At 56.0% G+C, this 21,307-nt stretch carries 20 protein-coding genes, 1 tRNA gene and 2 pseudogenes; 10 read left to right on the top strand and 13 right to left on the bottom strand.

The window, feature by feature from the left end; all coding sequences use genetic code 11:
- Positions 1–227 precede the first annotated feature (227 nt).
- The 3 genes from Q3C01_RS14390 (at position 228) to Q3C01_RS14380 (ending at position 2,057) form a co-directional block, all read left to right on the top strand.
- A complete protein-coding gene (locus tag Q3C01_RS14390) occupies positions 228–1,127 on the top strand; it encodes a LysR family transcriptional regulator (RefSeq protein ID WP_458145976.1) in 900 nt (299 codons plus the stop codon).
- Positions 1,128–1,519: 392 nt separating this feature from the next.
- Positions 1,520–1,828 (top strand): hypothetical protein, encoded by a 309-nt coding sequence (locus Q3C01_RS14385; RefSeq protein ID WP_458145975.1) that lies wholly within the window; start codon positions 1,520–1,522, stop codon positions 1,826–1,828.
- A 37-nt stretch (positions 1,829–1,865) separates the two neighbouring features.
- Positions 1,866–2,057, top strand: a complete 192-nt coding sequence (locus Q3C01_RS14380; RefSeq protein ID WP_458145974.1) for a hypothetical protein — start codon at positions 1,866–1,868, stop codon at positions 2,055–2,057.
- Positions 2,058–2,487: 430 nt separating this feature from the next.
- Here Q3C01_RS14380 and metC read toward each other — a convergent pair whose 3' ends face one another.
- On the bottom strand, positions 2,488–3,729 hold the full coding sequence (gene metC / locus Q3C01_RS14375; protein ID WP_458145973.1) for a cystathionine beta-lyase: 1,242 nt from the start codon (positions 3,727–3,729) through the stop codon (positions 2,488–2,490).
- Positions 3,730–4,422: 693 nt separating this feature from the next.
- Here metC and Q3C01_RS14370 point away from each other — a divergent pair.
- Both Q3C01_RS14370 and Q3C01_RS14365 read left to right on the top strand, forming a co-directional pair.
- On the top strand, positions 4,423–5,514 hold the full coding sequence (locus Q3C01_RS14370; RefSeq protein ID WP_458145972.1) for a pyridoxal phosphate-dependent aminotransferase: 1,092 nt from the start codon (positions 4,423–4,425) through the stop codon (positions 5,512–5,514).
- A 43-nt stretch (positions 5,515–5,557) separates the two neighbouring features.
- A complete protein-coding gene (locus tag Q3C01_RS14365; protein ID WP_458145971.1) occupies positions 5,558–6,592 on the top strand; it encodes an LLM class flavin-dependent oxidoreductase in 1,035 nt (344 codons plus the stop codon).
- 267 nt (positions 6,593–6,859) lie between these two features.
- On the opposite strand, the gene Q3C01_RS14360 is transcribed toward Q3C01_RS14365, so the two are convergent.
- Positions 6,860–8,230, bottom strand: a complete 1,371-nt coding sequence (locus Q3C01_RS14360) for a hypothetical protein (protein ID WP_458145970.1) — start codon at positions 8,228–8,230, stop codon at positions 6,860–6,862.
- 205 nt (positions 8,231–8,435) lie between these two features.
- Between Q3C01_RS14360 and Q3C01_RS14355 the strand changes: the two genes are divergently transcribed.
- A complete protein-coding gene (locus Q3C01_RS14355) occupies positions 8,436–8,831 on the top strand; it encodes a hypothetical protein (protein WP_458145969.1) in 396 nt (131 codons plus the stop codon).
- Between the two features lie 101 nt (positions 8,832–8,932).
- Here the strand turns inward: Q3C01_RS14355 and Q3C01_RS14350 are convergent, their stop codons facing one another.
- The 3 genes from Q3C01_RS14350 to Q3C01_RS14340 are packed head-to-tail and all read right to left on the bottom strand — an operon-like array spanning position 8,933 to position 11,082.
- Positions 8,933–9,172 carry a hypothetical protein gene (locus Q3C01_RS14350; protein WP_458145968.1) on the bottom strand — a complete coding sequence of 80 codons (240 nt, stop codon included), beginning with the start codon at positions 9,170–9,172 and terminating at the stop codon, positions 8,933–8,935.
- Between the two features lie 17 nt (positions 9,173–9,189).
- Positions 9,190–9,780, bottom strand: coding sequence for a hypothetical protein (locus tag Q3C01_RS14345; RefSeq protein WP_458145967.1), 591 nt, complete (start codon positions 9,778–9,780; stop codon positions 9,190–9,192).
- A 54-nt stretch (positions 9,781–9,834) separates the two neighbouring features.
- Positions 9,835–11,082, bottom strand: a complete 1,248-nt coding sequence (locus Q3C01_RS14340; protein ID WP_458145966.1) for a Fic family protein — start codon at positions 11,080–11,082, stop codon at positions 9,835–9,837.
- Positions 11,083–11,260: 178 nt separating this feature from the next.
- Between Q3C01_RS14340 and Q3C01_RS14335 the strand changes: the two genes are divergently transcribed.
- The 3 genes from Q3C01_RS14335 (at position 11,261) to Q3C01_RS44955 (ending at position 13,689) form a co-directional block, all read left to right on the top strand.
- On the top strand, positions 11,261–11,923 hold the full coding sequence (locus Q3C01_RS14335) for a hypothetical protein (protein ID WP_458145965.1): 663 nt from the start codon (positions 11,261–11,263) through the stop codon (positions 11,921–11,923).
- 14 nt (positions 11,924–11,937) lie between these two features.
- A complete protein-coding gene (locus Q3C01_RS14330) occupies positions 11,938–12,789 on the top strand; it encodes a hypothetical protein (RefSeq protein ID WP_458145964.1) in 852 nt (283 codons plus the stop codon).
- 789 nt (positions 12,790–13,578) lie between these two features.
- Positions 13,579–13,689, top strand: coding sequence for a transposase domain-containing protein (locus Q3C01_RS44955; RefSeq protein WP_479684010.1), 111 nt, complete (start codon positions 13,579–13,581; stop codon positions 13,687–13,689).
- Between the two features lie 282 nt (positions 13,690–13,971).
- On the opposite strand, the gene Q3C01_RS14325 is transcribed toward Q3C01_RS44955, so the two are convergent.
- From Q3C01_RS14325 to Q3C01_RS14290, 8 genes and pseudogenes are all read right to left on the bottom strand, one after another.
- The gene (locus Q3C01_RS14325; RefSeq protein WP_458145963.1) at positions 13,972–15,081 is read right to left on the bottom strand and encodes an IS110 family RNA-guided transposase; all 1,110 of its coding nucleotides are present in this window, start codon (positions 15,079–15,081) and stop codon (positions 13,972–13,974) included.
- A 179-nt stretch (positions 15,082–15,260) separates the two neighbouring features.
- A complete protein-coding gene (locus tag Q3C01_RS14320; RefSeq protein WP_458145962.1) occupies positions 15,261–15,875 on the bottom strand; it encodes a Cap15 family cyclic dinucleotide receptor domain-containing protein in 615 nt (204 codons plus the stop codon).
- Positions 15,876–15,905: 30 nt separating this feature from the next.
- Positions 15,906–16,271: a mCpol domain-containing protein gene (locus Q3C01_RS14315; RefSeq protein ID WP_458145961.1), complete on the bottom strand. Its 366-nt coding sequence runs from the start codon at positions 16,269–16,271 to the stop codon at positions 15,906–15,908.
- 52 nt (positions 16,272–16,323) lie between these two features.
- A complete protein-coding gene (locus Q3C01_RS14310) occupies positions 16,324–17,442 on the bottom strand; it encodes a nucleotidyltransferase-like protein (protein ID WP_458145960.1) in 1,119 nt (372 codons plus the stop codon).
- A gap of 2 nt (positions 17,443–17,444) precedes the next feature.
- Positions 17,445–18,068, bottom strand: a complete 624-nt coding sequence (locus Q3C01_RS14305; RefSeq protein WP_458145959.1) for a Cap15 family cyclic dinucleotide receptor domain-containing protein — start codon at positions 18,066–18,068, stop codon at positions 17,445–17,447.
- Between the two features lie 231 nt (positions 18,069–18,299).
- Positions 18,300–18,407 carry a helix-turn-helix domain-containing protein gene (locus Q3C01_RS14300; protein WP_458145958.1) on the bottom strand — a complete coding sequence of 36 codons (108 nt, stop codon included), beginning with the start codon at positions 18,405–18,407 and terminating at the stop codon, positions 18,300–18,302.
- A 524-nt stretch (positions 18,408–18,931) separates the two neighbouring features.
- Positions 18,932–19,007 (bottom strand) — tRNA-Ile (locus Q3C01_RS14295).
- 987 nt (positions 19,008–19,994) lie between these two features.
- A pseudogene (locus Q3C01_RS14290) lies at positions 19,995–20,756 on the bottom strand (transposase); the annotation flags it as partial.
- 38 nt (positions 20,757–20,794) lie between these two features.
- Here Q3C01_RS14290 and Q3C01_RS14285 point away from each other — a divergent pair.
- Positions 20,795–21,034, top strand: a pseudogene (locus tag Q3C01_RS14285) (integrase core domain-containing protein); the annotation flags it as partial.
- Positions 21,035–21,307: the final 273 nt, after the last annotated feature.

Here is a 21,307-nt window from a genome sequence, read left to right as displayed (position 1 = left end):
TAGAACCACGCTGCGACACGTCGACATCCTGCAGCTGGTCGAGCCCATCACGACCTCGCAAACTGCAAGAGTATGACCAATATGTAAGACAACTCGTCCGGAAGAGAAAAGCCGCCTAAACGAGCAAGAACCCGAGAATTAATTTTCGACACGCAGAGTCGGACGTAAGCTCGCGCTTTCTCTCGAATGAATTGATCGACTAGAGTCTATTCGGTTTTGGAATTCACATGGAGCTTCGGACACTACGTGCTTTCGTGGAGGTCGTACGACAAGGCGGGTTTTCCAAGGCCGGCAAAGTCGTATTCGCAACCCAGTCCACGGTCAGCAAGGCAGTCAGGCAGCTCGAGGACGAGATTGGTGTGCCGCTACTTGATCGGATCGGCCATCGCAGCAAGCTCACCGCTGCCGGCGAAATTGTTTACCGCCGTGCGACCAGGATCCTGATGGAGCGCGACGATCTGATATCAGAACTGGGCGATCTGCGTGGCCTTGAATGCGGCGTTCTCAAGCTCGGTCTGCCACCGGTGGGTAGCGGCACTCTGTTCGCAAAGCTGTTTGCGATCTACCGCGAACGATATCCAGGCGTCGATATCCGGCTCGTGGAGTACGGAAGCGAGCGGCTTGAGGAGGTTTTGCTGTCGGGCGAGATCGAGCTCGCGGCCTCGCTGCTCCCCGTGTCAGAAGGCTTTGAATGGCAGGACGTCAAGCGCGAGCCCCTTACAGTTGTGCTATCGGTGAACCACGCGCTTTCGGGGTGCCGATCCCTTGATCTTTCGGCATTGCGGGAGCTACCGCTCATTCTTTTTGAAACTGGATTTGCATTGAACCGCGTGATTTTGGATGCTTGTCAGCGGCACGGCTTCGAGCCGCGAGTTGTCGCGCGTAGCAGCCAGATTGATTTTATCGTCGAGCTTGCTGCGACGGGTATGGGGGCCGCTTTTCTGCCACGGATGATCGCGGAACAACGCAAGCATCTGTCGATCGCTCGGGTGCCACTCGACGAAGCCGATATGGACTGGCACATTGCAATGATTTGGCGCCGCGGTGCTTATCTGTCGCATGCCGCAAGGGCCTGGCTAGATCTGGTGGCTTGCACGCGCGGCGACGATCATTCCGGTAGCGACTGAATTGCAGTCGAATAATTCATTTACGCGATATCGCGCTGCGCCGTAGTTGTGTTTTGCGAGGTGGTCACGCATCGCAAAGCTAATTTCTCGGACGAGACGTGAGTCATGGCGCAGTCTGTCGCAGATCAGTTCTGCCCACATTCTTGCTTCAAGCGCATCTATGGAATCGTTGGGGATAGCCTGAATGGCCCTACCGATGCGATCCGCCGACACGGACGCATCGACTGGATTCTTGTCCGGCACGCGGAAGTGGCTGCCTTCGCGGACGGTGCCGCGGCACATCTGACCGGCGACCTCGCCTCTGTGCCAGAAGCTGCGGGCCAGGCAATCTCCATCTCATCAACGGCCTGTTTGAAGCGATCGCGGCACACATTCCCCCGGCAGGGATCGGTGTGTCGTACTTTCAGGAAAGCCACCCCGAAATCATTTTTAGAGAGTGTAGCCACTATTGTGAGCTGGTCTCTGGCGCCAATCAGATACCACCCATCCTTGAGGCAGCCATCCGCGAGGCCGTGGGAAATCGCGGCGGTTCCGTTGTCGTCATTCCTGGTGATGTCGCGCTTCGTCCTGCGGCCGATAAGATGCGGCCCAAGCTCGCTGGGTTGCGGCCTCCGCTGCCGGTGACCTCGCCGAAGGTTGCCGAACTCGATGTCCTGGCCGATACGTTGAACAGAGCTCAGCGGGTGACCGTTCTTTTATGAACTGCTGGCGCTCGGCGAGCGGCTGAAGTCACCGATCGTGCATGCTCTGCGGGGCAAAGAGTACGTGGAGTGGGACAATCCTTACCATGTCGGCATGACGGGGCTGATCGGCCTTTCCTCGGGCTATTACGCCATGGCCGACTGCGACGTTCTTTTTATCCTTAGAAGCGATTTCCCCTATCGCCAGTTCTATCCTCAGGGGAGGCAGCGTACGGATTGCACAAGTTGATATACGTCCGGAACATCTAGGTCGCCGGGCGGCTGTCGACCTCCCGGTGGTTGGTGACGTTCGCGCAACTCTGGCGGACTTAGCTCTCTTCCAAGTCCAATGATGAGCGTCTCAAGAAAGCACAACAACACTATGCCCGGACCCGCAAACAGCTGGACAGGCTAGCCGAGATCAAGCCAGGTAGCCAAATCATCCACCTTCAACAGGTCGCTGAAGCAATCAGCGACCAGACGGGCGACGATGCAGCTTAAGGCAATTGTGAATGGCCGGACCGATGAAGTCATTGATCTTGCCAGGACAAACCTCTGTGCTGAGAGAAGCCGTTCTGTCGCGCATTGCCGTTTTCATGGACGAGGCGTTCGTGCCTCACTGAGAATCAGCGCGGCAGCCTCCTGGCGCCATCGAGACACTGCTTAAGGTTAGAGCCCAGCTAACTGACTACTTGGCATTGACTGACCAGTTCATCCATTTCCGGGCGCACAATGCCATCAGTTGCAGCGTTGCAGGCGGCGTTCAGTGCCGCGTCCATGTCCGCGATTAAATCGTGGGGGCTCTCCAGGCCCGCATGTATGCGAACCAGTGGTCCTGCGAACGCGTGCGAGGCTTCCATTCGCTTTGGTGGCTCGACAAGCAGAGCGAGACTTTCGTACCCGCCCCACGATAGACCAATACCAAAGAGGCGCAGGCTACTGAAGAGAACCGAAAGCTGTTCCCGTGACATGGGCTTCAGAACAATCCCAAAGAGTCCACTGGCGCCCAGAAAATCCCGCTTCCAAATGATATGGCCCGGATCGTTGGGAAGGGCCGGGTGCAATACTCGGTCGACAGCTGGATGCGTCTGCAGGCTTTGCGCTAGAGTAACGCCATTTTCCCAATGCCGCTTCATGCGCAAAGCCAGACTGCGCAGTCCCCGGAGAGCCAGATAAATGTCATCGGGTCCGCCAATTTCACCGAAATGGTGCGCGGTAGACTTCAGTGCAGGCCATGCCGCTTCATTCGCAGTTGCAACGCCAAGAAATGCATCGGAATGGCCAACGATATACTTCGTCGCGGCATGGATCGATATATCGACCCCATGCTCAAATGGTCTGAAATACAGAGGTGTCGCCCACGTATTGTCCAGGATCACAAGCGCGCCCGACGGATGTGCAATGGCCACGAGCGCTGGCACATCTTGAACCTCGAAGGTCATGGACGACGGCGATTCCAGATAGATGGCCCGTGTATTTGCGTTGATCTTTGCTGCCAATTCTGACGGGCACGTTGGACAAAAATACTGTGCTTCGATCTGCAGTCTCGCAAGAACGGTGTCCGCGAAGGCTCTCACAGGCGCGTATACGCCGTCGCTGATCAGAACAGCATCGCCCGCCTTCAGACAGGCCAGTAGCGAGTGAGTGCAAGCAGATTGCCCTGATGGGAAGAGAATCGAACGGAAGCCACCCTCTAGCTTACAAACGGCCGCTTCAAGCGCGCGAGACAGGGGCGAGCCAAAGCGACCGTAGCTCGGAGTGTCTTTGTTGCGGATATCCCAATCGTCCAAGGTCTCCGAAACAATAGTGGAGCCGCGGTAGATCGGCACATTCACCATCCCGGCATGTTCGGCCGGCGCACGACCTAGGTGACAAAGCAGGGTTTCTGTGTCTCCTACCTCCTTGTCGTTCAGATCCTTCATGGCGATTTCTCTTGCATCGCATTCGCTTCCTGCCCGTGCCATATCGTCACACTCTGGCGCCACCTGCCCACTTCGACTGCATAGCTGCTGCAACAACAATGCCACTCTCGAGCCATGCGACTGCAGCCTCCTCGCGATCACGGCTCTTGGCGATGAATGAAAGGTCCAATGCGGCTGTGAGCTAGTTTTCAATCGCGCAGTTTTGTTGAGCGGATGCCTCGCCGCACTTTTTTTGACCAGATTCTTTCTTGCTTGGCGATTCCGTCGATCGTTAGCGCGATCGGGTCGCATTGTAGCGAGTAGAACACATTGTCCGATGACTAATCGCCCCCTTGAAACGAACGTAGGGTCAAGTTGTACACTGCCAGAACTAGTAGGGCATCGGGCCGTCGATGACTCTGGAACGAGGATTGTGAATGTCTCAAACGCGAACGTCTGTGCTGCGCCAGTCTGTCGCGCTTCTCGATTACGTCAAAGAAGGCGCCTGGGAGCGCTGCACAAGTTGACGTTACTTTCCCTGCTTCATGCAACTGTTAGGATCAACCTCTAAAACGGGTGAAGTCCCGCGCCGCCCGACTGTGAAGAGACGGCTCGGCGTGCCGGTGCGGAACATCGTGCGCCAACGACCAGAGTGTTCACTCAGATCGGATCATCGCCATGCTCAGAACCCATGCTTTTCGACGGAGCAACCACATGTCAGACGCAAGGCTGCTAAGCGCACTGTCCTCCCTCTCGCACGTGGCAAAGCAGTTAGATATTCCAGCGCCCGCTCCGCCTGCGCTTGATGCCAATTGCGTCAAACTCAACATGAACGAGAATCCATTCCCGTTGCCAGCGATCGTCAGACAAAGCGCGATCGCCGCCCTTGAGCAGCATTATCTGTACCCGGAAGACGAGAACGCCGGATTACGTGAGGCGGCCGCCTGTGCCTACGGCCTCTCCACCGATCAGGTGATCGCCGGGAACGGTTCGTCTGAACTTCTCGGTCTCATCTACAAAGCGTTCCTCGCTCCGGGCGATACCGTAGCGATGATGTCGCCCGGATTTTCGTTCAACCGCAAGCTCGCCATGTTGCACGAAGCTCAATTTCTGGAGATCGGATGGGGGAAGACCCATTCCTTACCGACGCACCAACTGCTTTTCGGTCCCGCCAGAGATGCCAAGTTTATCGTGCTCGCCAATCCGAACAATCCGACGGGAACGTTTGTTCCGATCGCCGATATAGAAAGGCTCATAGCGCAATCGGATCGACTGATTGTGCTCGACGAAGCGTATGTCGACTTTGCGCCCGATAATGGACTACGGCTCGTCAACCGCTATTCAAATCTTCTGGTCCTGAGAACTTTTTCGAAAAGTTATGCCACGGCGGGCCTTCGCATCGGCTTCGGCTTCGGTCACCCCGAGCTCATCGGCAGGCTGCGTACCATGCAGAACCTCTTCAACATGAATGTGATTGGTCATGCGGTCGGCGCGAGCATCATTGCGCATCGAGCCGCGTTCGAGGAGAACCACCAACGTATCATGCTTGCAAGGGAGCGAACGACAATTGAGCTGTCGAAACTCGGATTCGCAGTATTGCCTTCCCACGCCAATTTTGTGCTGGCTCGGGTGCCCGGCGAACACGATGGCGCTTGGTGGCAAGCCGAGTTGCAGAGGTACAACGTGCTGGTTGCATTCTTTCCTGAAAACGGTCTCGAAAATTTCATACGCATTGCAATCGGCACAGACGCGCAAATGGATACGTTCCTTTCAGCGGTCGGTGACATTTCCAGATCTTCGCTTTAAGCCAAGCCGATAGCTGTCCTGCTGCAATTCTTGAGGTAGTCAAGTGGAAAATCCCCCTTCTTCAACACTGACTTTCGGCATCTTCGATCATCTGGACGCGAACGGCCGTGATGTCGCCAAACAATATGACGATCGCCTCCTGCTCGCCGAGGCATGCGATCGCCTTGGGTTCTATGCCTATCATCTAGCAGAGCATCATTGTACTCCACATGGGAGAAGTCCTTCGCCGAATCTGTTCTTGTCCAGCGTCGCTCAACGCACGACCCATCTTCGCATCGGACCGATGGTTATGCTGCTTAGCCTTCATCATCCGCTGCGAGTCTTTGAAGAGGCGTGTATGCTCGATCACTTGAGCGGCGGCAGGCTTGAACTTGGTATCGGACGCGGCTCCCTCCCGATTGAGTTGGGATATTTCGGGGTCAGTGCAGACGCGGCACCAGGACGTTATACGGAAGCCAGCGAAGTCCTTGTAAAAGCCATGCGAGGCGGCACGCTCTCCTACGAGGGTATTCATTACCGTTTGGACGACGTTCCATTGACCCTGACGCCTCGTCAGTGGCCGCACCCCCCGACATGGATCGCCGTAAATCAACCCGACTCGGCAAGTTGGGCCGCGGAAATCGGTGCAAACATCGCGAGTGTTGGACCCTCATCATCCGTCCGAAGGGTCACGGACGCATACCGCTCGCATCGAGGGCAACGCTCAGACGCGAATGGCCAGTCACCTTTTCTTGGCTTGCTTCGCATGGTCGTGGCTGGAAGCTCTGAAGCAGATGCTTATTCACTCGCTGCACCTGCTTATGGTCGCTGGCTCGACAGCTTCAAGTTCCTTTACGAACGCAACAACATCCCCACTCCACCAAATCTGCCCTTGACGTTCGATGCAGCAATCGAGAGTGAGTTGTGCGTTGCCGGGACGGCCACTTCAATACGACAAACACTTCTTGGTCATCTGGAAGAGGCAGGTGCCAACTATCTTCTTTGTCAGCTCGCATTTGGGGACCTCTCCCTAGAAGCTTCCTTGAACACAGCAACCATCATTCAGTCTGAAGTCGCTGCGGGAGTTGTCCGAACATAAGACTTTCCGTCCGGCAGTGGAGGTCGATAGTTGCCGGCGGTGTCTTTTGAGCCTCATTAATGCTGAGCCACGGTCGTCCGTTCATTGCGCAGCTGCGCCTCCATGCGCGCGTCATGGCCGTTGAAGGCATTGGTCCTTCATCTGGAAGGTATGACCGTAGACGGCGAGGCCCTACCTGAGCCCTCCTCTCTCGAGGAGATCATGTCATCAAACCGGCAGCAGCTCAGTCGGCCGTCTTTAGCGAAGAGTCTGGAGCAGAGGTTCTCGTTATCCGGTCGGGATTTTTCTTTGAAGCTTGAACTCGGCAACCACGCCACGTGTATCTTCAAACCAAGCATCGACCGCTGCAAATAAGTCGCGCTGCATGACGCGCGACCATTCCTGGGCTGTCGCATCCAGTGCCTGCGCGTTTGCCCGTACAAATTCTGGCCGATCGAACCAGTCCTCACCTTTGCTCACCAGATAGTCTAGTGCAACGCCGCCGACTACACCCAGGCCCCAGCCTACAGCCGTACCAACGCCTGGTTCGACTGCCGTCCCTGCAGCAGCGCCGATGATCTGCGAACGCATTGCCGTGACAACTTTGGTCGTGGCTTTAGCGAAGATGGGAGCAACGGCCCGCTCAATAGCTGGTGCGGCGCTCCGGGCGACCAACGCTGAGACTGAAGCGACCCCTGTTCCCCTAAGAACCGTCCAGAATGGCTCATCATCCACAGCGTCGCGCGGGGCTTTCCATTTCTGTTGGTCCCATCCGAGCGAAACGTCTAGCTTCACCAGCGGATCGATATGCTCCAGGTGCGTCGTCTCGCGGTTGAGATAGTCTTGAACGCGGTCATCAAGTGTCGCAACAACGGCGAGGTATTCTTCATGCGCCTCGGCCAGAATGCGCGCGATACCGGATTCAAGGATAGGATTTCGGAATTCTGGCTTAAGCACGAACCGCTGATAATTCTGGATAAGATGCGCCTCGAGCGCGTTATGGCTCGCCTCAAGCACTCCTTGCACATTGCTGGGTAGAACACCCGACAAGCCGCCCAGGGACGCTTCTTTGAGGAGAGCCCAGGACCGACTCCAAGCAAAGTACCAATCCGCATAGGCTGAAATGCAAGCATCGCGATCCGCGAAGGCCTGAGCAAGAAGCGTATGAATTCGGACTGCCGTGTTCGCCTTTATTCTCTGACTTTCCGTATCCAGATAGATCAGCGTGTCGTTGACGAATTTGTTGACCCCGCTCTCGTCGGCCAAGAGCAGATGCAAGGTACCGTTCACGTCGCGATAGTAGAGAAGAACAGAACGTTTGAACTGGGCGGTGACGCCGGTGCGGATGGCACTACCGTCGCGATGCACGGAAGCTCGATGCAACGCACGCTGCTGGCTTGAGTCAACTAACCCAGGTACGACTTCAAGAATGGCATATCCGACAAGAATAAGTGCGACTGTCCCGGATAAACGCCCTCTGATCGACCCCCGTCTTTGAAAGCGAATTGGCTTAGGTCCAAGCCGCCGTACCGCGCGAGAAAAACGTAAAAATGCATGTTCGTTCTGCGGCACGGTCTCGAGGGCGGAGATCTCCGTTAGGGGATCGCGCGAACCGGCAATATCTGAACTTGGCCGCTTTGTCGCCACATTCGTCTCCATCGCGGTATTTCGTACGATTGAGATAGGCGCTGTAACCTAGGCGATTCCGTCCCTGCCGGCAAATGAAGTGGAGCCGGCCATCCCAACGATCCGACACGCGAGGGTTAGACCGTCTTTACCCGTCGACCTCGATTCAATCGCGCGAGAGGCCCAAGTCGAGAGGATAGCGCGCAGCAGGCTTCCTCTCGTTGACGGGGATACCTGCATGAACGAGCTGAGTGCGCATCCAGCCGCCACGTTCAGAGGGTCCTTGATGGTTTGCAAGCACCACACGCGCGATACGGATGGCTTTGCGGAATTCTCGCGCAGCTTCGGACGTGCCCTCCACCCTCTCTTTCGCCAGTTCTGCAAAATCGATCCACCAATGATCGTTGTGCCCCCAATGAAGGAAGGTCCCTGGATAAACACCCCCTTCCCACAGGTGCATGAAGTCAGCCTTTCCGAGATGCTTTCCGTGAAAGATGCTTTCCGTGAAGGCTACACGCGCCCGGATGATCAAAAGTCCGATAGAGCCGCCGGATCAAGCAGCAATACTCGAGGAGTTGATATTTGCCTGTGCCGCCGACATGGCTACTCGTTGGATGGTCCCAATGGAAGGTGACCCAACGAAAGTCATCAACCTCAGCCGCCACGATGGATTCACAATCTTCCTCGCTCTGTCGCACGAAGACGATGCGCCGTGGATTGAGCCGTTGGATGGAATCAAATTGCTCTTCTGCCGCCTCTATAATCCTCCGGATCAACGAGGAAGGGGGTCTGCTTTCCTTCGAGAAGCCACTGCTCGCTTATGCCCAACGCCCGCGCGACGTTGACCAGCTCCGATGCGCTCACATCGGAACGGCCGTCTGTAATGGCTTCGAGCTTGCGCCAGTCAGGAAATCCTAGGTGCTTCGAAATGCTCTGTAGAGTAAACCGCTCGTTCACGCTGCGTCGATCATTCATCAATTCGACCGCGGTCGCTAGGCGTGAACCAATTTGTGCAATTGTCGATGCGGTTGCTGCATCCTGAACCCCGGGTTTGCGACGGCGATGAGGCCGTACCGGATGGCAAGGTCGGCGTGCTCGCTCAAGCGGCCCTCAAGCCAATCCCAACCGTGCACTTGCACCTCAAAGCTCCTGTCGCGCGCGTGGCGCTCGCTTACCTCGGCGGCGGCCTTCTTTAACCGCACATCGTTCGGACCCGTTGTGACGACCACGAACACGTCGAGCTTTGGATAGAAGCTGCGCGCCTTCGCTACTTCTTCGCGTAACTCCTTCTGTGTGAGCCGACTATCCGTCCAAGCTGAACCGTCACCACGACCACGACATTGAATGCCAACTTGGGCGCGCGTTCGCAGATCAACGCCCGATACGTCGACACCTGATTGCGGCTGGCCATTGCGGCCATGCAGGTCCATGTGGACGTCGCCTGTAATCCTGACGAACAGATCCCGTGCTAGGCGCTCGAATGCCTGCCAATCCTTGGGACGGTTGAGCGAGGTGGCACTGCTTAATCCGGCGGCAAAGGCTCGGACCGCTTGACGACGTTCACGTTCAGCGAGTGGTGCCATGTTCAAGCCGCGGCTTTATGCGCCTCTGTGTCCAGGGGTGAACTAAATCTCTCCTCAGTCATTCGCTGTGTGCTCCGGAAAAAGTCCTGGCATCCACCGCGAGGCAAGGGTCGCAGAGAAAGCCAGCAGCAACGGATCGCGCGGTCCCTTCGAGGTGAGGACGCCACGGCTGAGGAGTTCCGACACGATGCGCCGTGCATGACGTGGCGTGAGATCGAGAAGACTGGCGACATCGCCACGCGGAAGCTCGCCTCGATAGAGGATAGCTTCGACCACGGCGCCTGCTTTGGGGGGGAGTTTGCCCAGGCGGACTTCTTCCTCTGCCCACAGCAATATGCGCGTGCGCAGCCGATCTGGCTGCATTAGCGACTCCATGAAATCGACTTGGTCAATGCAGGTCTCAAGGAAGAAGCGCGTGAACGATGCGAGTGCTTCCTCGCTGAGGTTGCCACGGCCGTCCAGGTCGTTGCGCCGGGGAAGGTCGCATTGGATGAGATGCTGCTTATATGCGCCGTCACTTCGGGCTAGCCCGCGAGCCACCGACCAAACGGCCCCGGTATCGAGCGCTTCCAACAGCATGGCGTGCGACATCAGCCGCGTGACTCGGCCATTGCCATCGAGAAAAGGGTGAATCCACAAAAGGCGATGATGCGCGGCGGCCGCAGCCAAAATGGCGTCGGCCTTTCCAACACCGCTGTACGTTTTCTCGAAATAAGCGAGGAAGCGGGGAACGGCGCCAGGGCTGACGGCGATATGACGTCCCACTTTGACATTGCGAAGCCGCAATTCACCAGGCACAACGCGAATTCGTTCTTTTGTGTCGGGCTCCTCGATCCACAACATTGCGTCGGGAAGGTGCTCGCAGAAGCGACGGTGGATATCGCAGATGCCGCTGACGGTCGCAGCGCGACCGCGCAAATGACCTTCGTCGATCCATTGTTGCACAGCGATGTGCGCCTTGGCTTCGAGCTGAAGATCGCGCTTTTGGGGGTCGGCGCTATAGTCGTTTTTCAGGGCGCGTTCGATATCGACCGGGTGCGTATCATGCCCCTCGATGAGGTTGCTGTAATAGCAGTTCATGGCTCGGACGAGATCGGCCAAGGAGCCCAGCAGGCTTTGCGGTAGGCTTCTCTTGAAACCTGCCGACTTGCCGACGAGGTCAACTGCTAAATCGGTCAGCTCGCCCCGGTGGCGGGAATCCTCCCTAATAAGGAGCGGTTCCATGGAAAAAACCGGCTCGTCGCGATCAAGAGCCGCTGAAATGTCCTCTTTTTTGTCCTCTAGATTTTTGGCCATAAGCATAAGTGTATCAGATACATATGAAAATTTTACCTAAGAAACTGAGCGGTTAAAAGTCCTCATAAATGTCCTCTTCTCGGCCGGTTGAAGAGCAGCGATCTTCGCCAATACATTGAAATTGTTCTCAAAATGTTCTTTAGGTCTACGCTAACCCCAGATAGTGAGTCGAAACAATCGGTCCATGTCTGACGAACAACTTCATCCGCCGGCCAGTTGGGACAAATTCGAAGAGATCTGCGCCGATCTCTTTTCGCGGATTTGGAACGACCCAGAACTTGTCCGCTATGGGCGGAGCGGCCAACGGCAAAAGGGCGTCGACATTTACGGAAAGCAAAATGGCGCCGATTCCGGCGTTCAATGCAAAGGAAAACGCGTTTGGCCGCCGACCAAGCTGACGATTGCGGAAATCAATACGGAAATCGAGGAAGCCAAGAAATTCCGTCCCGCCCTCAAGACCTACATTATTGCGACCACTGCGGATAACGACGTCGCTGTCACGGACCACGTCAATGCGATTTCAGAGAGACATGCCGCAGAAGGGCTTTTTCGCGTAACTGTTTTTGGCTGGCGTGAGCTCACGCGCCGCATTGATGATTTTCCTGAATTAAAAGAAAAGCATTTTGATATCATCGCGCTTCGGCAAATGAAGCGCACAATGCCGGGAGAGATTGCCGAGCGCGTTGTCGAAGAACTGAAACATTCGAATATCGTCATTCCGGCAAGCGCGGATCATACGACCCGGCCCAATTCCAATATCCTTGATCAGGGCCTCGCTGGGCAATCGAACGTGACGTCGCGCACCGCTATGAGCGAGCCCTTCAACGTTCCGTCTTCCCTGAGCTAAGCAAAAAGGATGAATTGGCGCAGCTTGCGGTCGAGATCATCAACACCAAGGGCGCAGCCCCGTCATCCGGCCTCCGGCGAGCCATCTTACTGCGTGCCGCAAGGTCCGCCGCCGCTCGCGGCGATCTGACGAATGCACGCAATTTTTTGGCTGCCGGCCAGCACTTGCCAGGCGCCGATTCCGACGCGCCAGCCCGCGCGCGGGTCGCAGTCGCCGAAGGCAATATCAATGAAGCGATTCAGATATTGCGCGACCTCTCCGACGCCGATTCGCGCTCGGTTCTTCTGAGCGTTCTGGCAAAGGAGCGAAGCGAAGACCTGGCCCTCGCCTGGATGATCGAGAACAAGGTGTCAACCGCGCAGCTGACCGCCTTGGGCGTCTTTAGCCTGTGCACGATCTACCTGAAGAGGGAGGACCTGGACTCCGTCAGGCGAGTCTTGGCTCAAGTGACGCCGGCGCAGTTCGAAGAGCTTCCCTATTTGCATTTTCTGAGAGGGGCGATCAGTTTCGCGCGGCTGCTGCCATCAACAGAACAGGCTACAGCGCTCAGCGGTCTCCCCTTGGATGTGCGCAACGCTCGTCCTGTTATTGGTGGGCAGGACCTTTCCGTCATCCTCGATGCCGCGATCGACGACTTTCGAGAGGCGCTTCCTTCCGCCATAGCGCTCAGCCTCACGCATGCCCCGCGGCTTATCCAATTTTACGCTAAGTGGTGCGAATTGTCGCATCCGACGCGCAAGCAGGCCGCGCTCGCGCAGCTCAGCAGTGATGTGGAGGACAACGCGCGCGCTGTCGCTAACGTGCAATATGCGTTTGCCTATCTCGACGGCTATTGTCGAGGTTGGTCAGGGCGTTCAATCGCGTGACCGTGCCAGGTTCGAAGCCGGGGAGGGCTCCTTCGATCCTGTTAGCGAGATCGCAAAGTTCGTCTCGCGTCAGGTGCATCAGTTCGTTGATCGTCCAAAGCTGCACCGCATCCTCCTTCGCTTTCACCGCGCCGATCGCGGCGTTTGAGGAGGCCGTTGCGCCGAAGGAGGCGGATGCACCGCGCAGCGGCCGGAACGAAGTGGCAGGCGTTGCAGGGTTTTAGCATCAAAGCATCACCGTCATCGCCAGCCGCGCAACATCGCTCCCCTCACCTCACCGATCTCGGCTGTCAGGCCTATAGCGCCTTCGTTGGCTGAGGGATGCAAGTGCGACATGGTGATCAGAAGCCGTTCCGTTGTATCCGAGCTGCTTATCCCCGGCATTAAGGGTTGTGCCGTCTTTCGATAATGCCTGCAGGGTGGAAAACCCGATAACGCCGCTAAACCCAACGTAATCAGGATAGTCGTTGACCGGTGCGAATTTGCTGTCGGTCAATGAATAGCTGCCGCCCTCGCTGAATGCGAGGGTAAAGTTGCCGAGCGCTGAATGTTCAAAGCCCGCATATTGCGAAGCTGTGATCGTTGCACCACCATCGACTACGGCCAGTTCATCGATACCCGAAATCGTGTCCTGCGTTAGATCGATGTCGCCCCAGCTTTCAAGGTTGGACAGAATGGTCAGCTTTACGGCTACCGACGTAGCTGTTTGAGGCAGAACAATGGACGACTCGCCAATGATGACAGCGCCCGGCGCCAGACTGGAAACGGCATTGAAGAAAGCGTCCGCATATTTATCTGACGGACGCGCTCACCAGCATCGTCAACGGTCATCCAAACCGCGACATCGACCAGCTACCGCCCTGGGCTAACCGCGCTCAAGCACTCAAAGAGGTGGCCTGAGAACGACGCTCTGATGTCCACTGTCAATGATTAGAACGCAGAGCCTCGCCCGACCGTCGGCTGTTCATAGAGATGATCGTGCATAGGTGGAGGCGGAACCGAAGGACGTCGGTGATCAAGCTCTGATGCGCGGGTTGGCTACCGCATTCCCGATTGTGCGTCCGAGGTCTGCTCCTATCTTACTGCGGGCGTCGGCTGCTCTTGCCGGCCACAAAGCGTCCGACGGGCATTCCCTCTGCCGTGGTCCCGCCTCCACCCATGCACGATGAGAAGAGCGCCTGATCAGGTCGGCTGCACTTGCCTTGCGATCGCCCACATGAACCCGACCAGTTCACGGGCGCTAGCAGTGCAGACCACGGTCGTTCGCTTGCCGCGTGTTGCCAGCTTCCGGTAGCGGGCAGTCAAGCGGCTCTGTGCTTTCCATGCGATCTCTCGTACGCCTGGCGATGCTTGCTCGAGCCGGTATAGCTTTGTCTTGCCGATCTTCGGCGGGTGTCGATAGGTCCAGGCGCTCTCGACCAACATGTGGCGGACGCGGCGGTTGCCGGCCTTGGTGATTCCACCACGCCTGACGCACTCTCCCGTCGATCGCTCGCCGGGCACCAGACCGAGATAACCCATGAGTTGACGTGGGCTCTCAAAACGGCTCACGTCGCCAACCTCGGTGGCGAATGTTACCGCGACGATCAGGTCGATACCTCGCAATGTTTGAAGCGCCCGCACGAGCGGCTCCAGAGACCAGGCCGAGACGAACTCTTCGATCGTGCGCTCCAGACGTTCGACCCGCTCCCTCGCGATGCGAACTGCTTCGACCATTTCCTGGAGCGCGATCTGATGCGCCGGGTGATCGAACTTCTGTTCCTGAAGCCAGCGCAGATAACGCATTGTCCAGCCCTTCTTGCGGGGATAGGTGCGGCCGTGCTTGAGCATGAACGCGCTCACCTGTTGTCGGTGGACCCGCAGCGCTTCAACCGCTGCCGCTCTGGCGCGAACGAGATCGCGCATCGCCTCGTGGCCTTCATCGGGAACCCATACCGCCGTCAGTTCGCCGGCTCGTAGCAGTCGCGCGAGAGAAACGGCGTCCCGGCGGTTCGTCTTCACCCGATCGCCGGGCTTCCTTGGGATCAGCGATGGTGCGACCACCGTGCATTCATGACCGAGCGACTGGATCAGGCGATAAAGACCATAGCCAGTCGGGCCGGCCTCGTAACAGAAGTGGACGCGTTCAAATCGGTTGGCGATCCGCACTATGACGCGGCGCATATTGGTTGCCGAAGCATCGACCTCGCCGAAGAACCGCACCTCTCCTTCCCGGCCTGCGTCCGCAGTCGCGACGGTATTTCTCAGCTTGGCGACATCGATACCGACAAATGCTTCTCCATAATCTGCCACGGCTCGTCCTCCTGTGATGAGGATCGGCTCGGTCCGCCCGAACGACCCTCGGACGCGCAGTGTAGGGCGAGCCACCTCACCGACAGAGGCGGACATACGGTCTTACGTTTGTTTGCATTCATGCACGTTCGTTTCTAGTGGGCTCATGCCTATAATGGTTGTGATTGGCCTTCTAAGCTCTAGTAAAACGACACGTCCTTAAGCGGATCGTGACCAACTTGAGTCAACTCGATAGTCCCGATCGTATCTCGGTCGGTGTAATACTGTCCGGACAACGCCAGAGGATAACGTCCGCTATTCGCAAGCACGCGTAAGTCCAGCTTTGTCGTTCCGCTATACGGCGCCCAATCCGGATCCCGAGGTTCGGCACGATAAACGTAGTACAGTTTATACTGACCTGCCTCCATCAACACCGTTGCAGTGAGAGTTATGGATTTAACAGTTGCTCCATGCAGGTCGATTTCCGTCCGAAGAAGCGATTGCCGAATCACAGCGCGGACCTCTAAGGCGCCACTAGTGTTGGGCTGTATTGTTCCGACCCATGCTCCATTCAGATCCTGAAATCTGTTGGCGCCAAGTTTACGGAGCAATTTCCACGCGGGTCGGTAGAGGATGGGCGATAGAATTGCGATGACTACGAGTGATGCAACCGCTGAGGCGATCGACGCAACTTTGTAGACTGGATAGTCGGGAATAAAATAACGTTGCAGCACGTAATAGATCAGCGTGCTGACGAAAACGACCGATACCGCGAGGCCGCGAACAAGAAGGTCAAACTTGATAAGCTGAAGCACGTAAAGCTCCTTGGGAGGGCTTAACTGAACTCATCTTGCAATCTCGCTGAAGCGCGAGAGGCGGTCTTTTCCGAGGCATTTTGCATTCAATAGAGCCACGTATGCTTCGTGCAGGCTATCGCCGAGCCCAGCTGAGAACGTAAATCCGATGGGGGAAAGCTGCCGAATCTCACTCAAGAGTGCTTCTGCGCTTATTTGAGGATGGGCTGCCGTTGCGGCCACGCCATCGGCGGCGCAAAAGATGATTTCAAATCCATTTTCTCTCAACAGATTTGAGATTTTTTCCGTGGCGATTGCAAGATCTTGGCTAATTTGTCTGAGGCGAAGTTCATCGTTGTTCAAATAGCAAGCAGCAATCTTTTGGCCCGAGTCGTCTCCATCGATTGCTATATACATTTATCGCCTCTCTCGCGGGTGGATCGATTTGATGATCCGCCAAATCGGAATGCTAGTTTGGAATAGTCAGTGATGACACGGAGTCTCTCTGGACCTCCCAAGAGAGATTTTCAGGCAACGTGGGGCGCTGCTCACGGAAGACGTTCTTTAGAAGGTCGTCTATTTCATACGAAAGTGACTTCATTCCCTGAAACTTTTCTTCAGTATCAAATATGTATCTTGAGTTGTCTGGCACGCGCAGCGTTTTGGCCCATTCCGGATTATGATACATTTGATCCAGGTGGCGCTGGACTTCCGCTAAAATCTTGAGTTCATGAAAATAGCCAATTTTGAAGGCGTTCTGATCTGCATGATACATCGCTGCAGCGATATCAAAGCTCGGAAAATTTATTTTAGTGCCTTCTTCAATTGCGTCTGCTTTTACATTCTTGCACAAGCGTATCGCCTTTCGAAGACCTCCTAAGCAAACGCTGTCGCGGTCGCTGATAAGTTTTATATGCATAAATGGATAGTTTTGAATTGTCTCCGGAACTTTCTTATTCAGGATATAGACGCCGCGATCGTCTTCGGATTTTGATCGTTGGTACGCTAGCGTGTCGTACCAGTGCGACGGCACGACATCGACGGGCCTAGCGAGGGATCCGCCCGAGATCCCAACGGCCTTGCCTCCAGATTTATCAACTTTCGCTGCAGGAAAGCTTTGAGGAAGCGTCGTTTCGATCTGGGATCGGAGATTAGTGAGGACGCCCAAGCTTGTTCGCGATGTGGCCGAGTATACTGCCGAATTGGCCATCACTCCGGCGCTATCGATTATGAAAAACGTATTCTCAAGTACAAGCAGATCGACGTCGCTCACACCACGAATGTGTACGTTGAGCGGCACGGATCCTTGCAGCCTAAATTCTATTCCAGTTATCGACTTTGACAATTGATTGCCGACACGCTGGGCAGTTTCGATGCTGATTTTTGTATAATCCGGCCCGACTTCCTGCATAGCCCCCAGTGCATAGCGGGTGTAGGGTTGCGTTGTTGCCCGTTTCTCCCAGCTTTCCAGAGTAGAACTCTTAGCGAGTACTTCTTTCTGAAACGCCTCGTCTAAAGCTATCAGACGATCCGTACCCTTGCGCCTCGATTGCAGTTTCCCGAGACGTCCGCCAATATTTCTCGCCATCGCTACCTCAATAATTTTATGGTCCCAAACGTAAATCGACCATGCCCGTTGAAATACTCACCGTCAGCTGACTTCAAATCCTTGGAAAATAGGAACATGCAGGAGCCAAGGTGACTTTTGAGCTCAACCTCGCCAATCTTCGGATCGTTGCGATAATTGTAAAGCAAGCGGCAGCCTTCAGGATCATCGCAGATCAATGCTGCTGCAATGCTCTCAGAACCAGACTGTTGGGTTTTCAAACGAACACGGATCTTGTCCCAGCTTTGGTAGATGGTGACTGTTGCCGACCACTGATATCCTTGAGTGCCGTCAGGATTGATGGTTTGACCAACGCAGCTCCAGTCGCCAGCGAGATCGGGGACTTTCAGTGCCATGCTGAGCATGGGCCATCGCCAAGCGAAGCGATTTAGCACCCAGTACAGCACGGTGAAGACTACGCTGGCGCTGACAAGAGAAAGGATTGATGGCGGCAGATTTGTGTTTAGGTCAAAGCGGTGAGCTATATCGACCAAAGACAAAAGAACGAAAACAATGCCTGCCGAACAAGAAGCTGCAATCAGTGTAAGATAGCGGCCGACTTTCGCGCGATTTAACCCGCCATGAAGCGAGTAATCGTGATCGGTCATTTTTGCTCCCCCTAACTCACTCCTACCTACGACAATTTTCTTGAGTTGCAAGTGCCGAAAATAATTACTTTTGGATGTGTGTGGCTGGGAGCTGGCGCAGTGTATCTATCTGGTCTCTGAAGTAGCCTCGAGTTGCCTTAATATCTTACTTGGTGTCGTGTTGAGAGCAGTTGCGACCCGAAAGAACGTGACGATTGTCAGCGACTTCAAGCCGCGCTCGATCTGGCTCACTTACGTTCGGTGAATACCCGCACGATCCGCAAGCTCTTCTTGAGAAAGGTGAGCTGCCTGCCTCAAGGAGGCTATGACTTGTCCGAGAGCTCGGTTGGGATTTTCCACACTCCCATATTTTCGACCTGAACACTAAAGTGCCGCAGACGATAGTATTCAAGAATCAGGTAACGAAGACACCAAGCGGTGCTTGCAGTCTGATGTTCACAGCAAATTTCCACCGAATGCTCCGTTGCGCTTAGAGGTGGCAGTAAAGGCGGCGTTCCCTGCTGGCGGACTAACAGTTGCCGGCCTGCGGAAGGAAATTGCGGTGGTCGCTTGGAAGTCGAGCTGATCGCCGGAAAGCATTTCACAACGCTAGCAGCTATCGAACAGATGAGGGAGCGATGCAGGATAACACCAAAGAGCGCTTCCTCAGATGGACCCGTGTCCCACGATGACTGCTCGGGAAAATTATGTGGCGAGTTCTGCTTTGCGGCGACTGGTCAAGCTACAGCAGGAGAAAAGCCGGACGTCGCGTCGGAGAGCAAATTGCAAAGAAAACCGCAGTTCGAATGGCGTCAAAGAAATGAAACCAAACTGCACCCCAAACTATCTACGAATTAAATCTTACTCTAAGCCATTGAAATCATTGGTGGGCCCGGCAGGACTCGAACCTGCAACCCGACCGTTATGAGCGGCCGGCTCTAACCATTGAGCTACAGGCCCGCCACGACGTGGCTGCCGATCTGATACTCTGGCCAGCACTCGGGGGAACACCATGTCGTTTGGGGCTTTACTTGCCGCGGGAGTCCATCAAAATAAGAACGCCAATCAACGACCGTTGCAAACTCCCCTCGCAACAACACTTCGTTATCATCTGTAGCCTGGTTATCCAATCTCAAAGTGAACTAGTTAGAAACCCGCGCGCTGGAGCAGCCAGCGGGTGCCTGCCTAGCTTCACCACGAGTTCATCATTGCGGCATCGGTTCATTGCTCGGGCCTAAGTTAATTCATACTCTTGCCGGCATGAAGGAATCCTTCAAAAACGCTGCTCAAATGCGCGTTTTAGACGCCCCGAGGCAGGCTATGGCAGTAATCGATACCGGGCATCGTCTATGGAGCAAGCTGCGAGCGGAATCAGGCAAGCCGCTCCCCCAGCGGAAAAACGACTTTGAGAACGAGAGTCATTTCAAAAGCTGGGCGACTTTATGCGGTTATCGGCGAATTCACCACAAAACTCAATCAGCTGACGCGGTGCGCACTCTAAAAGGATCCATATCAAGCCGAGTAAGGGGCTTAGGCGCCGCAAAGGCCGTCTTTGGGGGTATGTGCGCTATCTTGATCTGCAGCCGAGGGGGCGACCGGGTTATAGATCGGCTTTGTATGATCGAGGAAGCCTCGGGGCGCACCGATTTCAGCAGGCTACCGAGCTTCGATCGAGATCGAGTTTGCTGATGAGGGCTCTGGATGCGGGTCGGTGGGACGCTCGACGCGGCAATGCTGACGCAGCTTTCGTTGTAGTGTCCGATGGACAGCGATGATGATCCGCATTGGTTCGCGCTTGCGGGCGATGTATTCGGGCGCCTACAGGATTGCTCTCGCAAATCGGACAAACGGTGGTCGCGACCACTTGAGGAGGGATGGCGTCGGAGCGGCCACGCTCAACTCTTGGCGACCAACGGGGTCTGACAATCAAGAGGGACGAAGCGATACGCGCCCGGTTCGCAAGCAGGCCGTCAGTTCACGGCGCAACGCGCCCCGGCTCTGAACAAAGAGGGCCTGATAGATGGCTTCGTGGCTTATGCGCATCGCCTTGTCGTCCGGGAAGTCGATCGGCAAGCGTCGAGCTATCTGCTCCGGGCTCCAAGCCCTGGCCCATTGTCGATCCTTTCGCGGGCCGTGCCGACGGCCCTTCCACGGAACGTGGGGGCCAGGAACGGGAGCGCCGCTCGACGTCATGACGACTCCGGCCAGTCTCTGCTCCACATAAGCGCGCAAGGTTGTATTGAGTGCAAGCTTAGTGGGTTTGGGCCGACGGGCAGATCGCTCGGCGTGCCATTGGGCTGTCGATGCACGATACTCCAAGCCGCCACTGCGCGTCGCGGCATTGCGTCGTAACTCACGGGAAATGGTCGAGGCAGATCGACTAAGACGGCGCCCGATCTCGCGCCGCGAAAGGCCCTGAACGCGAAGAAGTGCAATCTCCTCGCGTTCCGCAAAAGAGAGATACCGCCCGCATGGCGGCTTGGCTGAAGATCTGAACGTCGCTGGTGGCATTCCGCCTGCCTTTCGGAACAATCTGGTTCCCACAGCCTGCGACATACCAGCTGTTAGCGCAGCATCCTCGCTGGTCATTCCCTGAGCAATCCCCAACCAGAACCGTTGAAGTTCAGATCGCCCCGCAACTGACGGCCTTCCGGGGGACGGTAACGGCGCCCGTCCAGATCGCAGTGATCGTCGCTTTCGAATGCCCATCGCAACCTCCAAGTCTGGTGTTGCGACGATCGATTGAATCCGCCCAGTACACCAGCGAGCAGGTCCAGCGCCTGATGGCCGACCACGGCATCGTCTGCAGCATGAGCCGTTCCGGCAACGTCTGGGACAACGCGGCGATGGAGAGCTTCTTCTCGTCGCTCAAGACCGAACGGACGGCCGGAAAGATCTACAGGACCAGAGATGAGGCACGAGCCGATGTCTTCGACTACATCGAGAGATTTTACAACACGATCCGCAGGCACTCGACCATCGGTTATCGAGCGCAAGGTGGGATTAGCTTGACCCGGTGTCCATCAAACCGGCAGCAGCTCAAGTGTGCGCATCAACATCACTCTTCCCGCGCTGAACAGCATGGGCTTCACTCGAGCTGGTTTCCTTGTGCTAGCCGCCAAGAAGCGATGGGGGCCTAAGTAAAGTCGCATCGGTTGAACCTGCGTCCGCCTCCGTCGCGCTACAGACCAACGCCTCCGGATGTCCGGGCCAATATAACGGCCTTATCGCGTTCGTAGTACGCACTCTCTACACCAAAC

It is taken from the genome of Bradyrhizobium sp. UFLA05-109, from assembly GCF_054185165.1.
The sequence above is the reverse complement of the archived record's forward strand: the minus strand, read 5'-3'. Positions and strand labels throughout refer to the sequence as shown.

Bases quoted from the DNA above. Each gene is read 5' to 3' on its own strand.
- Q3C01_RS14340 (WP_458145966.1), bottom strand. From the start codon at position 11,082: ATGCTTATGGCCAAAAATCTAGAGGACAAAAAAGAGGACATTTCAGCG.
- Q3C01_RS14350 (WP_458145968.1), bottom strand. From the start codon at position 9,172: ATGAATGATCGACGCAGCGTGAACGAGCGGTTTACTCTACAGAGCATT.
- Q3C01_RS14370 (WP_458145972.1), top strand. From the start codon at position 4,423: ATGTCAGACGCAAGGCTGCTAAGCGCACTGTCCTCCCTCTCGCACGTG.
- Q3C01_RS14335 (WP_458145965.1), top strand. From the start codon at position 11,261: ATGTCTGACGAACAACTTCATCCGCCGGCCAGTTGGGACAAATTCGAA.
- Q3C01_RS14355 (WP_458145969.1), top strand. From the start codon at position 8,436: ATGAACGAGCTGAGTGCGCATCCAGCCGCCACGTTCAGAGGGTCCTTG.
- metC (WP_458145973.1), bottom strand. From the start codon at position 3,729: ATGAAGGATCTGAACGACAAGGAGGTAGGAGACACAGAAACCCTGCTT.
- Q3C01_RS14345 (WP_458145967.1), bottom strand. From the start codon at position 9,780: ATGGCACCACTCGCTGAACGTGAACGTCGTCAAGCGGTCCGAGCCTTT.
- Q3C01_RS14315 (WP_458145961.1), bottom strand. From the start codon at position 16,271: ATGTATATAGCAATCGATGGAGACGACTCGGGCCAAAAGATTGCTGCT.
- Q3C01_RS14310 (WP_458145960.1), bottom strand. From the start codon at position 17,442: ATGGCGAGAAATATTGGCGGACGTCTCGGGAAACTGCAATCGAGGCGC.
- Q3C01_RS14360 (WP_458145970.1), bottom strand. From the start codon at position 8,230: ATGGAGACGAATGTGGCGACAAAGCGGCCAAGTTCAGATATTGCCGGT.
- Q3C01_RS14305 (WP_458145959.1), bottom strand. From the start codon at position 18,068: ATGACCGATCACGATTACTCGCTTCATGGCGGGTTAAATCGCGCGAAA.
- Q3C01_RS14390 (WP_458145976.1), top strand. From the start codon at position 228: ATGGAGCTTCGGACACTACGTGCTTTCGTGGAGGTCGTACGACAAGGC.